Annotated in this window: 10 protein-coding genes; 3 read left to right on the top strand and 7 right to left on the bottom strand. The window is 62.1% G+C overall.

The features are described 5' to 3' along the window. Nucleotides 1-106: 106 nt before the first annotated feature. Genes CAF87_RS23810 through mgrA form a run of 3 tightly spaced genes read left to right on the top strand, consistent with a single transcriptional unit; the run spans nucleotide 107 to nucleotide 4,730 of the window. Nucleotides 107-2,332 (top strand): TonB-dependent receptor, encoded by a 2,226-nt coding sequence (locus CAF87_RS23810; RefSeq protein WP_085733341.1) that lies wholly within the window; start codon nucleotides 107-109, stop codon nucleotides 2,330-2,332. Between the two features lies 1 nt (nucleotide 2,333). Then, entirely contained in the window at nucleotides 2,334-3,653 is a 1,320-nt protein-coding gene (locus CAF87_RS23805; RefSeq protein WP_085733340.1) for an LLM class flavin-dependent oxidoreductase, read from the top strand. A 39-nt stretch (nucleotides 3,654-3,692) separates the two neighbouring features. Then, nucleotides 3,693-4,730 carry an L-glyceraldehyde 3-phosphate reductase gene (mgrA, locus tag CAF87_RS23800; RefSeq protein WP_085733339.1) on the top strand — a complete coding sequence of 346 codons (1,038 nt, stop codon included), beginning with the start codon at nucleotides 3,693-3,695 and terminating at the stop codon, nucleotides 4,728-4,730. A 48-nt stretch (nucleotides 4,731-4,778) separates the two neighbouring features. On the opposite strand, the gene tauD is transcribed toward mgrA, so the two are convergent. From tauD to CAF87_RS23765, 7 genes are all read right to left on the bottom strand, one after another. Further along, entirely contained in the window at nucleotides 4,779-5,621 is an 843-nt protein-coding gene (gene tauD, locus CAF87_RS23795; RefSeq protein WP_085733338.1) for a taurine dioxygenase, read from the bottom strand. Between the two features lie 57 nt (nucleotides 5,622-5,678). Next, nucleotides 5,679-6,518, bottom strand: coding sequence for a taurine ABC transporter permease TauC (gene tauC, locus CAF87_RS23790; protein ID WP_085733337.1), 840 nt, complete (start codon nucleotides 6,516-6,518; stop codon nucleotides 5,679-5,681). Beyond that, complete coding sequence (gene tauB / locus CAF87_RS23785) at nucleotides 6,515-7,309, bottom strand: taurine ABC transporter ATP-binding subunit (RefSeq protein ID WP_085733336.1); 795 nt, start codon at nucleotides 7,307-7,309, stop codon at nucleotides 6,515-6,517. Before tauB ends, tauC begins: the two co-directional genes overlap by 4 nt. Before the next feature lie 16 nt (nucleotides 7,310-7,325). Then, complete coding sequence (gene tauA, locus CAF87_RS23780; protein WP_085733335.1) at nucleotides 7,326-8,303, bottom strand: taurine ABC transporter substrate-binding protein; 978 nt, start codon at nucleotides 8,301-8,303, stop codon at nucleotides 7,326-7,328. 174 nt (nucleotides 8,304-8,477) lie between these two features. Further along, a complete protein-coding gene (gshA, locus tag CAF87_RS23775; protein ID WP_085712708.1) occupies nucleotides 8,478-10,061 on the bottom strand; it encodes a glutamate--cysteine ligase in 1,584 nt (527 codons plus the stop codon). A 215-nt stretch (nucleotides 10,062-10,276) separates the two neighbouring features. Then, entirely contained in the window at nucleotides 10,277-10,660 is a 384-nt protein-coding gene (locus CAF87_RS23770; RefSeq protein ID WP_085733334.1) for a PaaI family thioesterase, read from the bottom strand. Next, nucleotides 10,660-12,984 carry a Tex family protein gene (locus CAF87_RS23765; protein WP_085733333.1) on the bottom strand — a complete coding sequence of 775 codons (2,325 nt, stop codon included), beginning with the start codon at nucleotides 12,982-12,984 and terminating at the stop codon, nucleotides 10,660-10,662. The genes CAF87_RS23770 and CAF87_RS23765 overlap by 1 nt, the downstream gene beginning before the upstream one ends. Between the last annotated feature and the right edge of the window lie 312 nt (nucleotides 12,985-13,296).

Raw genomic sequence — 13,296 nt, 5'->3', positions numbered from 1 at the left:
AAGCGCATTGTCTGCTACTCGCTCGAGCGAATGCCCAAGACACCGAAACAGGCGCTGTCGTCGCAGAACGACAGCGGTTCAGGGCAATTTTTCGAGCGGGCACAGCATGCACAACATTCCTGGGGCGACACACAAACTGGCGCAATCGATCCGCGCTGCGGGCTGGCTACTCACCGGGCTGGCCGCGCTGCCGCTGCCCACCGCGTTTGCCGCCGACAGCACCGATCAGGAGCCGACACTCAAGTCCGTCACGGTCACCGCCACCCGCCGCGAAGAGTCGCTGCAAAAGGTCCCGGTGGCGGTGTCGGTGATCGACGGCGAACAACTGGAGCGCGATAACCGCAACAGCGTGGCGAGCATCGTCCAGCAAGTGCCGTCGCTGAATTTCCGCACTGGCGCATCGAACAAGGACACCTCGTTGTTCGTGCGTGGCGTGGGGACCATTTCCACTTCGCCGGGCGTCGAGCCGACGGTGGCCACGGTGATTGATGGCGTGGTCTATGCGCGCCCCGGCCAATCCACTCTGGATCTGCTGGACCTGGAACGACTCGAAGTGCTGCGCGGCCCGCAAGGCACGCTGTTCGGCAAGAACGCTTCGGCCGGTGTGCTGAACATCACCAGCAAGGCGCCGACCGCCGAGACCCATGGTTATATCGATCAGTCGTACTACAGCGGCAACGAAAGTCGCACCCGTTTCGGCATCGGCGGCAGTCTGATTCCGGACACGCTGAAAGGCTCGATCAGCACCTTGTTCGGCAGCTATGACGGCAACGTCGACAACAAGCACAACGGTCAGGAGGTCAACGGCTACAACCATCGCGGGGTGCGCGGCAAACTCGAATTCACCCCGAACGACGACATCACCTTCACCCTGATCGCCGACTACATGCAGTCCCACGATGACGGCCCCAACGGCGTCGTGACCAAGGCACTGACTCCGGCCTTCGCCAATGCGCTGAGCCCGGTCAGCGCCACCAGTCACAACCGCGATATCAACACCGACACCCGCACCCACGTCGAGGACACCAACAAGGGCCTGTCCGGCCAGCTCGACTGGCAACTCGGCGATTACACTCTGACGTCCATCACCGCATGGCGCGGCTGGGACAACACCCAGTATCAGGATGGTGACCGCCTCGGCACGGTGACGGCAGCGTTTCCCGGCACGGCGGACAAGGGCGATCTGGCCTTTGACCAGTATTCGCAGGAACTGCGTCTGGCGTCGCCAAAAGGCGAGTTCCTTGAATACGTCGGCGGCCTGTTCTACATGCACGGCAAGGATGACGAGACCTATCAGCGCACGCTGACCACTACCACGCGCACAGATCGCGGCGTTGCCGATTACAGCACCACCAGCGACAGCTACGCGGTGTTCGGCGAGAGCACGCTGAATTTCACTTCGGACTTGCGTGGCATCGCCGGCCTGCGCTACACCCACGACGATCTCGAATACGATCACCGTCGAGTTTCCACTTCCGCCACCACCGTCAGCGGCATTCAACCGGCCACCAGTAGTTCCGGTTCGGTGGACGAGGACGGCTGGTCCGGCCGGCTCGGTTTGCAATACGACCTGAGCGATACCGTCACCACTTATCTGACTTACTCGCGCGGCTACAAAGGCCCGGCCTACAACGTGTTCTTCAACATGCAGCCGCGCGATACCGAAGCCTTGAAACCGGAAACCTCCAACACCTGGGAGGCGGGGATCAAAGCCTCAAGCTGGAACAATCGCCTGACCACCAACCTCGCGGTTTTCCACAGCGACTACGACAACTATCAGGCGAACTTTTTCGACACCGTCGCAGGGCAAGTCGTAACGCGCCTGATCAACGCCGGCAGCGTCAGCACCGAGGGCGTGGAACTTGATTTCGCTCTGCAGGCGACCCAGCAACTGAAGTTCTCCGGCGCGCTGGCTTACACCCGCGCTCGTATCGACGAGTTCGCCTGCCCGGCGGGCGCGGCGGCGTCGTGCAACGTCAATGGCAAGCCGCTGCCGTTCAGTCCGGACTGGAAAAGCTACGTGCGGGCCGACTACACGATCCCGCTGGATAACGGCCTGGATATCGAACTCGGCACCGACTACAGCTGGCAGAGCGAAGTGCAGTACGACATCAGCCAGAACGCCGACACCAAACAGGGCGCCTACGGCCTCTGGAATGCCAGTGTGGCACTGGCCGATTACTCCAATGGCTGGCGCGTGGCGTTGCTGGGCAAGAACCTCACCGACAAGACGTATTCGCCATTGCTCGCCAGCGGTGGCAACTACATCTACCGCGCCGTGCCCCGCGACGACGAGCGCTACTTCGGCGTGCAACTGCGCAAGGATTTCTGAGATGAGCAGTCAGCTGAAACTCGGCGCGTTCCTCATGGCTACCGGGCACCACGTTGCTGCGTGGCGGCATCCGGACGTACCCGCCAACGCCGGGCTGGATTTCGCCCATTACAAACGCCTGGCGCAGATTGCCGAGGCAGCGAAGTTCGACACCTTGTTCGTCGCCGACAGCGTTGCCGCCCCGACCCAGGACATCGCCAGCCGCATGGCCCGTTCGGATCACTTCGAACCGCTGACGTTGCTCTCGGCTTTGAGCGCAGTGACCGAACACATCGGACTGATCGCCACCGCCACCACCAGCTACAACGAGCCGTACCACGTGGCGCGTAAATTCGCCTCGCTCGATCACCTGTCGGGCGGGCGAGCGGGGTGGAATCTGGTGACCTCGGACAACGCCGCCGAAGCACAGAATTTCGGCCGCGATGAACACATCGGCCATGCCGAACGCTACAGCCGCGCCCGGGAATTTCATCAGGTGGTCACCGGGCTCTGGGACAGTTGGCAGGACGATGCCTTCATTCGCGACAAGGCCAGCGGCGCGTATTACGACCCGGAAAAACTGCATGTGCTGGATCACGTCGGCGAACACTTTCGGGTCAAGGGCCCGTTGAACGTTGCGCGTTCGCCACAGGGGCAGCCGGTGATTGTGCAGGCCGGCTCGTCGGAAACCGGGCGTGAGCTGGCGGCGCAGACGGCCGAAGTGGTGTTCACCGCGCAGACCTCGCTGGCCAGCGCCCAGGCGTTCTACGCTGACCTCAAGGGCCGCTTGCCGAAGTACGGACGCAGCGCCGATTCGCTGAAAATCATGCCCGGCGTGTTTGTCGTGGTCGGACAAACGGAAGCCGAAGCGCAGGAAAAATGTGAAACGTTTCAGCAATTGGTCGAACCCGAGGTTGGCGTCGCCTTGCTTGGGCGTATGCTGGGCAACTTCGACCTGTCGAAGTACCCTCTGGACGGGCCGCTACCGGAACTGCCGCTGACTGAAAGCGGCCAGCAAAGTCGACAGAAACTGCTGACCGAACTGGCCGGCCGGGAGCATCTGACCTTGGCCGAGATGGGTCGCAGAATTGCCGGCGGCCGTGGGCATTACAGCGTCGTCGGGACGCCGTCGCAGATTGCCGACCGCTTGCAGGAATGGTTCGAGCAGGGCGCGGCGGACGGTTTCAACGTGCTGGTGCCGCACCTGCCGGGCGGGCTCGAAGACTTCGCCATTGGCGTGGTTCCGGAACTGCAACGGCGCGGGCTGTTCAGAACCGAATACGAGGGCCGGACCTTGCGCCAGAACCTTGGCCTCGCCCGGCCCGGCAACAGATTTGCGTAGCAATCGACACCCGATTCAAGACCGACAAGAGAGGATTCGATGACTTACACCGCTGCCGAAAACCGCTATGACTCCATCCCTTACCGCCGCGTCGGACGCAGCGGTCTGGTGCTGCCGGCGCTGTCCCTGGGCCTGTGGCACAACTTCGGCGACAGCACGCCGATCGACACCCAGCGCGCGTTGCTGCGCACTGCGTTCGACCTAGGGATCAACCACTTCGACCTGGCCAACAACTACGGCCCGCCCTACGGCAGCGCCGAGACCAATTTCGGTCGCCTGCTGCGCGAAGATTTCAAGCAGTATCGCGATGAGCTGATCATCTCCAGCAAGGCCGGTTGGGACATGTGGCCCGGCCCTTACGGCCAGGGCGGCGGTTCGCGTAAATACGTGCTGGCGAGCCTCGACCAGAGCCTGAAACGCCTCGGTCTGGACTATGTGGATATCTTCTATTCGCACCGCTTCGACCCGGACACCCCGCTGGAAGAAACCGCCAGCGCCCTCGCCACTGCGGTACAGCAGGGCAAGGCTTTGTACATCGGTATTTCGTCGTACTCCGGGGTGAAAACCCGCGAAATCGCCGCGCTGCTCAAAGAGTGGAAGGTGCCGTTGTTGATTCATCAGCCGGCCTACAACCTGCTCAATCGCTGGGTGGAAAAGGACCTGCTCGACACCACCGACGAGCTCGGCACCGGCGTGATTGCATTCACCCCGCTGGCGCAGGGTCTGCTGACCGACAAATACCTCAACGGCGTGCCGGCGGATGCGCGGGTCAATCGTCCGGGCGGTGGTTCGTTGCAGGCTTCGCACTTGTCCGAGGCCAACATCGCTCACGTGCGGGCATTGAATGAAATCGCCAAGCGTCGTGGCCAGAGCCTGGCGCAACTGGCATTGGCGTGGACGCTGCGGGATCCGCGAGTGACCTCGGCGCTGATCGGCGCGAGCCGGCCGGAGCAGATTGTCGAGAACGTCGGGGCGTTGAAAAATCTGAGTTTCAGTGCGCAGGAGTTGGCGGAGATTGACCGGTTTGCCCAGGAAGGTGGGATCAATCTTTGGGAAAAGCCTTCGACGGCGGAATAACAGAACGCTGATCGTTCCCACGCGGAGCGTGGGAACGATCAAAAAGGCTCAACGAAAAAACGGCACATCCCCCAACACCGTCGCCCGCTGCATCACCCGCCGCGCCGGGCGGTAATCATCCACCGCGTAATGCTGCGTCACGCGGTTGTCCCAGAACGCGATGTCATCCTTCTGCCAACGCCAGCGAATGGTGAATTCCGGCCGCGTCGCGTGGGCGAACAGAAACTTCAGCACCGCTTCACTCTCGGTTTCCGACAACTCATTGATCTTCGATGTGAAGCCTTCGTTGACGAACAGCGAACGGCGTCCGCTCACCGGGTGCGTACGAATCACCGGATGCGACAGCGGTGGATTCTTGCGCCGCGCCTCTTCCCACTGCGCCAATGCCTCAGGCGTGTTGCCATAGCGTTCCAGCGGAAACGAGCGGGTGAAATCGTGAGTCGCAGTCAGCCCTTCGAGCATCGCCTTCATCGGCGTCGACAGCGCTTCATAGGCTGCAATCCCGCTGGCCCACAACGTGTCGCCACCAAACTCCGGCAACAGCTTGGCGCTGAGCACCGCGCCCATGGCCGGGGTCGGCAGGAAGGTCACGTCGGTGTGCCAGATTGCGTTGTCGCGCACGTCGGTGACGGCGGTGTCGAGGATCAGCACTTCCGGTTGTTCAGGCACATTCGGGTAAATCGGGTGAATGTGCAGATCGCCGAAATAGTGCGCGAAGCGCGCCTGTTGCGAAGGCTCGATCGGCTGATTGCGGAAGAACAGCACCTGGTATTTGAGCAGTGCCTGCTCAATGGCGTCGCGCTGTTCCAGGTTCAGCGGCTGGCTGATGTCGACGCCGCTGATCTGTGCGCCGAGGGCCGAGCTTAACGGGGTGATGTTCAGGCTGCTCATGGTGGTTCTCTTCAATTCCGGGGCCCCGAAACTGTCGGGGTAGTCAGTGCTGAAAAATCAGTGGGCCTGGCCGTGCCACGGCACCAGTTTGCGTTGCAGGGCGCGCAGGCCCATCTCCATCGCGAAGGCGATCAGGGCGATGACCAGAATCCCCAGCACCACCACATCGGTGACCAGGAACTGCGCAGCCGACTGCACCATGAAGCCCAGGCCGCTGGTGGCCGCGATCAGTTCGGCGGCGACCAGCGTCGACCAGCCGACACCGAGGCCAATGCGCACACCCGTCAGAATGTCCGGCAGGGCACTTGGCAAAATCACGTGGCGGATCAGTTGTGCGCGGGTGGCGCCAAGCGATTGCGCGGCGCGCAGTTTGGCCGGGTCGACGGTGCGCACGCCGGTGGCGGTGGCAATCGCGATCGGGGCAAAAATCGCCAGGTAGATCAGCAGCACTTTCGACAACTCGCCGATGCCGCACCAGATCACGATCAGCGGCAGATAGGCGAGTGGCGGAATCGGCCGGTAGAACTCGATCAGCGGATCGAGCACGCCACGGGCGATGCGGTTGGCGCCGATGGCAATGCCCACCGGCACGGCGGTCAGAATCGCAAAGCCGAGGCCCAGACCGATGCGGCTCAGGCTCGCGCCCAAGTGCTGCCACAACGTCGAATCCATGTAGCCCGACGTCGCCAGCAACCAGCCTTTTTGCAACACGGCCGAAGGTGGCGGCAGGAACAGCGGTTCGATGACGCCGGTGGCGGTTACGGCCCACCAGATCACCAGCAACGCAAACAGGGTCAGCAGGCTGATCCAGCGGGTACTGAGGCTGCGGCGCACGGGAATCACCACCGAGGTGGCGGCAGGTTTTACTGCGGTGGCGGAAACGTCGTAACTGCTCATGCGCGCTCCTGCCGTTGAACGGCGCTGCGTTGCGAGAACACTTTGGCGAGCACGTGTTCGCGGGTTTCGATGAAGCGCGGATCGGACTTGATCGCCCGCGCCGATTCGCCGGCGGCGTAGCGCTTGCCGAAATCCAGGTGCAGGCGCTCGACGATCTGCCCAGGATTCGGCGCGAGCAGAATCAGGTCAGTGGCGAGGAACACCGCTTCTTCAATGTCGTGGGTAATCAGGAACACCGGTTTGGCGGTGCGTTGCCAGACTTGCAGCAACAGCTCCTGCATCTGTTCGCGGGTGAAGGCGTCGAGGGCGCCGAAGGGTTCGTCCATCAGCAGCACACGCGGGTCAGCCGCGAGGGCGCGAGCGAGGCCGACACGTTGCTTCTGGCCACCGGAAAGCTGCCAGATACGACGCTTTTCAAACCCGGAAAGATCGACCAGCGCGAGCATTTCCCGGGCGATCTGTTCGCGTTTGTCCTTGGCCACACCGGCCAGTTCGAGACCGAAGGCAACGTTGGCCAGCACGTCCTGCCAGGGCAGCAGGGCGTCGTCCTGGAACACCACGCCGCGCTCGGCGCTCGGGCCTTTGACCGGCACGTTGTCGAGGGTGATGCGACCGGCGCTCGGTTCGACGAAACCGGCAATCAGGTTCAACAGCGAAGTCTTGCCACTGCCGGACGGGCCGAGGGCCACCAGCAATTGCTGAGGGCCGAGGGTCAGGGAAATGTCGGACAGTACCGGTTCAGGGCTGCCGGGATACTGTGCGCTGATGCGCTCCAGCTGTAGCAAGGCCATCGCAATTAACTCCCGATCAGTTGGTGATGTACTTGGGGGTGACGTACGGCGCGTAGTCCGGCAGTACCGCTTCGACCTTGCCTTGCTCCTTGAGGAACGCAGCGGTGTCGGTGATGGCTTTGGTGGTCGGCGCGCCGAGGTCACTGACCTGATCCGCCGCCAGCGGGTAGACGTTGCCTTGCAGCAGCAATGGAATGTCGCTGGCCTTGGCGCCGGACAGTTTCACCAGTTTGTCGACGTTGCTCTTATTGGCGATCCAGGCTTTCGGATCCTTGCGGTAGTCGGCGTAGGCGTCGAGGGTGACCTTGGCGAATGCAGTGACGATTTCCGGATGCTTCTCGGCGAAGTCCTTGCGCACGATCCACGCATCGAAAGTCGGCGCGCCGAACTTGGCCAGTTCGCCGGAGGTGATCAGCACTTTGCCGTTTTCCTTGGCCACGCCCAGCGCCGGATCCCAAACGTAAGTGGCATCGATGTCACCGCGTTTCCACGCGGCAATGATCGCTGGCGGGGCGAGGTTGAGGACGGTGACTTTCGAAGGATCGATGTTCCAGTGCTTGAGCGCGGCCAGCAGGCTGTAGTGCCCGGTGGACACGAACGGCACGGCGATTTTCTTGCCGACCAGATCCTGCGGCGTCTTGATGCCGGAGCCGTCGCGGGCGACCAGCGCTTCGGCGGCGCCGATCTGGGTGGCGATGAGGAAGGTTTCCACCGGGACTTTGCGGGTGACGGCAGCGGTCAGCGGGCTGGAACCGAGGTAGCCGATCTGCACGTCGCCGGACGCGATGGCCGAGATGACGTCCGCGCCGTTGTCGAACTTGCGCCAGCTGATGTCGGCCTTGGTGGCTTTCTCGTAGGCGCCGTCGGCCTGGGCGACTTTTGCCGGGTCGACGGTGGTCTGGTAGGCGACGGTGAGGTCGGCGGCCTGGGCCAGGAAACTCGCAGCGGCCAGAGAGGCCACGGCCAGCAGGCGAAGCGGGACATTCAGTTTCATTGAAGAGCTCCATATCAGGCGACCGAGGATCGGCGTGAAAGGAGACTAAATGATCTAAGAAACTAAAAATAAATAACTTTTTAGACTTAGCTTATGAGCGGAAAAATCTAAGGGAGAGAACGTGATCGTTCCCACGTGGACGGTTCGACGTGGGAACGATCAGAGGAGGAGGTGTCAGTTGCTGATCGCCAGAATACTTGCCTGATACGACCCGACAAACACGTCGAAATCCCCCACCTCGTTCTGCTCCAGTTCAGCCTGTTGCGCCAGCGATGACCGCGCCAGCTCTTCGAACTTCGCCTGTTCGTCAGCCGCCAATGGCTCGCTGCGGAAGAACTCGGCGTGGGCCTGGCTCTGGCGCAGGGAGAATTGCGCGAAGCTTTCCTTGTGCTCGGCCATCGCTGCCAACACCTGGGCCGACGGGGTCAGGGACGAATCCTTGACCTTGGCCAGTTGTGCGTCGAGTGCCTTGCTGTGAGCATCGCCGCCATGGCTTTGATCCAGCAGCGCCGCCAGCGGAGCGATTTTTTCCAGCAGCTCTGCCGCCCATTCCTTCATGTCGACCGGTTGGCCGTCGCGCTGCAATTGCAGGCCTGGGCGACGACCTTCCTTGACCACGCTGAGGAAGTTGGAGGTGGCGTTGCCGCAGCTGATGTTGGTCAGCAGCGGGCTGTCGTTCAGCGCGCAGTACAGCAGGAACGCGTCGAGGAAGCGCGACTCGGTGAGGTCGATGCCCATCGGCAGGAACGGGTTGATGTCCAGGCAGCGCACTTCGACGTACTGGATGCCACGGGCCATCAAGGCCTGGATCGGCCGCTCGCCGGTGTAGGTCACGCGTTTCGGGCGGATGTTCGAGTAGTACTCGTTTTCGATTTGCAGGATGTTGGTGTTCAGTTGCACCCACTCGCCATCCTGGTGCGTCCCGACTTCGACGTACGGCGCGTACGGCGTGGCCACAGCCTTGCGCAGGCTGTCGGTGTAGCTTGCCAGGTCGTTGTAACACGGCGTCAGGCCAGCCTGGGCGTTGCTCTGGTAACCGAGGTCGCTCATGCGCAGGCTGGTGGCGTAGGGCAGGTACAGGGTGTCCGGATCCAGCTGTTCCAGCTGATGCGAACGGCCGCGCAGGAACCCCGCGTCCAGCGCTGGCGAAGCACCGAACAGATACATCAGCAGCCAGCTGTAGCGGCGGAAGTTGCGGATCAGCGCGATATAGGACGATGACTGGAAATCCCGGTCGGTGCCGACGAAGCCTTCGGCTTCTTTCAGCAGCGGCCAGAGTTTTTCCGGCAGGGAGAAGTTGTAGTGAATCCCGGCGATGCACTGCATGGTCTTGCCGTAACGCAGGGCCAGGCCCTTGCGGTAGACGTACTTGAGCTGACCGATGTTGGAGGTGCCGTAATAGGCGATCGGGATGTCTTCCTCGGCCGGCAACGGGCACGGCATCGATGGACTCCACAGGTACTCGTTGCCGAGTTTGCTGTAGGCAAAGCGATGAATCTTGTCCAGGCTCGCCAGCGTGTCGGCCGGGTCTGGCAGGGCAGGCGTGATGAACTCCAGCAGCGACTCGGAATAGTCGGTCGTGATCTGTTCGTTGGTCAGCGCGGAACCCAGGCTTTCGGGGTGCGGCGTTTGCGCCAGTCGACCCTCGCCGGTCACGCGCAGGCATTCACGTTCGATGCCGTGCAGGCACTGTTCGAGCAGAGAGAGGTTGGCGCGCTCACCGAGCAGAGCCAGGCGGCGGTTGAGAAGTTCGCTCAATTTGGATTCCTTCACGCGTCAGTCGCCCCAATATGGGGGTGGGCAGGACGGTCTACAAGGGTGAAGTTGAAACTGGCGTTTTCGCCTGGTTTTTCGGGCCATGAAAGCCCCATTGGAAACGCCAACTTCAGTCCCTGAATCTGGCAGACGCGGGCGAGGAAAACTCCGACGCTGCGATCACAGCGCCGAAATTAACTCAAAATGATGAACAACATCTACAGGACAGCGAACGTGCCTTGTGCTTTTGCGACCAGTTTGTCGCCCTGCATCACGTCGGCTTCGACCACCAGCGTGCGCCGGCCCGGGTGGATCACCCGCGCCGTGCACATCACCTCGCCTTCGGAGACGGCGCGGATGTAGTTGATCTTGCACTCGATCGTCGCGCTCTGCTGGTCAAAGCCGTGGGTGCTGGAACAGGCCAGCCCCATGGCGATATCGACCAGACTGAACAGCGCGCCGCCGTGCAGCTTGCCACCACGGTTGCGCAGTTCCGGTTCCAGCGCCAGGGCGACTTGTGCCACCCCGGTTTCCAGGCTGTGCAGGCGGCAGCCCAACAGCTTGAAAAACGCGCTCTCGACGAGCCCGGCCGGAATCTCCATCAGCGTTTCTTCAACTGCTTGGCGTTGGCGAACAGCGACGCCATCGCGTTATTGGCTGGAGCCGCCGGGGTGCTTTCCTTGCGCGGAGCCGAACCCTGCGACTGGCGTGGCGCCGAGCCCGGGCGCGAGCCACGGGCGCCGTCGATTTTCTCGCCCGGAGTGTCGCTCATGCGCATCGACAGGCCGACGCGTTTACGCGGGATGTCGACTTCCATGACCTTCACTTTCACCACGTCACCGGCTTTCACGGCTTCGCGCGGATCCTTGATGAATTTCTCCGACAGCGCCGAGATGTGTACCAGACCATCCTGATGCACGCCGATGTCGACGAACGCGCCGAACGCGGTCACGTTGGTCACCACGCCTTCGAGGATCATCCCCAGTTGCAGGTCTTTCAGGTCCTCGACGCCTTCCTGGAATTCGGCGGTCTTGAACTCCGGACGCGGGTCGCGACCCGGTTTTTCCAGTTCCTGCAGGATGTCGGTGACGGTGGGCAGACCGAAGGTCTCGTCGGTGAACTTCTTCGGATCCAGGCGCTTGAGGAACGCGGCGTCGCCGATCAGCGAGCGGATGTCGCGGTCGGTTTCAGCGGCGATGCGTTGCACCAGCGGATAGGCTTCCGGGTGAACGGCCGAGGAGTCCAGCGGGTTGTCGCCGTTCATCACGCGCAGGAAGCCGGCGGCCTGTTCAAAGGTTTTCTCGCCCAGACGAGCAACTTTCTTCAGCGCTGCACGGGTCTTGAACGCGCCGTGCTCGTCACGGTGAGTCACGATGTTCTGCGCCAGGGTCGCGTTGAGGCCGGAGATCCGCGCGAGCAGCGCCACGGACGCGGTGTTCACGTCCACACCCACGGCGTTCACGCAGTCCTCGACCACGGCGTCCAGGCCGCGCGCCAGTTTCAGCTGCGACACGTCGTGCTGGTACTGGCCGACACCGATGGATTTCGGATCGATCTTCACCAGTTCGGCCAGTGGATCCTGCAAGCGACGGGCGATGGACACGGCGCCACGGATCGATACGTCCAGATCCGGGAATTCCTTGGCTGCCAGTTCCGATGCCGAGTACACCGATGCGCCGGCTTCGGAGACCATGACCTTGGTCATTTTCATTGCTGGATATTTTTTTATCAGTTCGATGGCCAGTTTGTCGGTTTCACGGCTGGCGGTGCCGTTGCCGATGGCGATCAGGTCGACTGAGTGCTTGGCGCACAGGGCGGCCAGGATGGCGATGGTCTGATCCCACTTGTTGTGCGGCACGTGCGGATAAACCGTGGCGTGATCCAGCAGCTTGCCGGTGGAGTCGACCACCGCGACCTTGCAGCCGGTACGCAAGCCCGGGTCGAGGCCCAGAGTGGCGCGCGGGCCGGCCGGGGCGGCCAGCAACAGGTCGTGCAGATTGTGGGCAAATACGTTGATCGCCTCGGTCTCGGCACCGTCGCGCAGCTCGCCCAGCAGGTCGGTTTCCAGGTGCGTGTAGAGCTTGACCTTCCAGGTCCAGCGCACCACTTCACCCAGCCATTTGTCGGCCGGACGGTTCTGGTTCTGGATGCCGACGTGCTGGCCGATCATGCCTTCGCACGGGTGCAGGGTGCCCGGCAGTTCCTCACCGACTTTGAGTGCGGAGCTGAGAATGCCTTCGTTGCGGCCACGGAAAATCGCCAGCGCGCGGTGCGACGGCATGCTTTTCAGTGGTTCGTCGTGTTCGAAGTAGTCGCGGAACTTGGCGCCTTCCTCTTCCTTGCCGGCGATAACGCGGGCGCTGAGGGTGGCTTCCTGCTTCAAATAGTTGCGCAGTTTGTCCAGCAGGTTGGCGTCTTCGGCGAAACGCTCCATGAGGATGTACTTGGCGCCTTCCAGCGCTGCCTTGGCGTCGGCCACGCCTTTTTCGGCGTTGATGAAGCGTGCGGCTTCGGTTTCCGGGGCCAGGCTCGGGTCGTTGAACAGACCGTCGGCCAGCTCGCCGAGGCCAGCTTCCAGGGCGATCTGGCCCTTGGTACGGCGTTTCTGCTTGTACGGCAGGTACAAGTCTTCGAGGCGGGTCTTGGTGTCGGCGAGTTTGATTTCGCGCTCCAGCTCAGGGGTGAGTTTGCCCTGCTCCTGGATGCTGGAAAGAATGCTGATGCGCCGTTCGTCGAGTTCTCGCAGGTAGCGCAGACGCTCTTCCAGGTGACGTAGCTGAGTGTCATCGAGGCTGCCGGTCACTTCTTTCCGGTAACGGGCGATGAAGGGAACGGTAGAGCCTTCATCGAGTAGCGCGACGGCCGCTTCGACCTGTTGCGGGCGTACGCCGAGTTCCTCGGCGATGCGGCTGTTGATGCTGTCCATAAAACCACCTGACAAATTGTGAAAGCAGGCTCGCAGGCGCATAAATAAGGGCCCGGAGTCTGGTGGGGCGGCCTGACGCTTGCCGCTGCCTGGGTCAAAAGGCATCCCATTGACCCGTGAAATCGAACAATTACTGCGAGGGCCGGGAAAATAAGAGACGGCCACCTGCGGTAACGATTCAGACGTTGCCTGGCACAAAAGGCCGCGCATTATAACCGGCGTTCTGTCATTCGGGGGCGACGCGGTCTGTAGGCTCAAGCCCCGGTTTTCTGGCAGTGAAGGAAAAATCTGCTAACAATGCACACGGTGCGT

Origin of the sequence: Pseudomonas sp. R38(2017), assembly GCF_002112395.1 — a bacterium.
GTDB lineage: Bacteria > Pseudomonadota > Gammaproteobacteria > Pseudomonadales > Pseudomonadaceae > Aquipseudomonas.
Note: the sequence above shows the minus strand (reverse complement) of the source record. Positions and strands in the feature narration are given on the sequence as shown.

Bases quoted from the DNA above. Each gene is read 5' to 3' on its own strand.
- CAF87_RS23810 (WP_085733341.1), top strand. From the start codon at position 107: ATGCACAACATTCCTGGGGCGACACACAAACTGGCGCAATCGATCCGC.
- CAF87_RS23805 (WP_085733340.1), top strand. From the start codon at position 2,334: ATGAGCAGTCAGCTGAAACTCGGCGCGTTCCTCATGGCTACCGGGCAC.
- mgrA (WP_085733339.1), top strand. From the start codon at position 3,693: ATGACTTACACCGCTGCCGAAAACCGCTATGACTCCATCCCTTACCGC.
- tauD (WP_085733338.1), bottom strand. From the start codon at position 5,621: ATGAGCAGCCTGAACATCACCCCGTTAAGCTCGGCCCTCGGCGCACAG.
- tauC (WP_085733337.1), bottom strand. From the start codon at position 6,518: ATGAGCAGTTACGACGTTTCCGCCACCGCAGTAAAACCTGCCGCCACC.
- tauB (WP_085733336.1), bottom strand. From the start codon at position 7,309: ATGGCCTTGCTACAGCTGGAGCGCATCAGCGCACAGTATCCCGGCAGC.
- tauA (WP_085733335.1), bottom strand. From the start codon at position 8,303: ATGAAACTGAATGTCCCGCTTCGCCTGCTGGCCGTGGCCTCTCTGGCC.
- CAF87_RS23770 (WP_085733334.1), bottom strand. From the start codon at position 10,660: ATGGAGATTCCGGCCGGGCTCGTCGAGAGCGCGTTTTTCAAGCTGTTG.
- CAF87_RS23765 (WP_085733333.1), bottom strand. From the start codon at position 12,984: ATGGACAGCATCAACAGCCGCATCGCCGAGGAACTCGGCGTACGCCCG.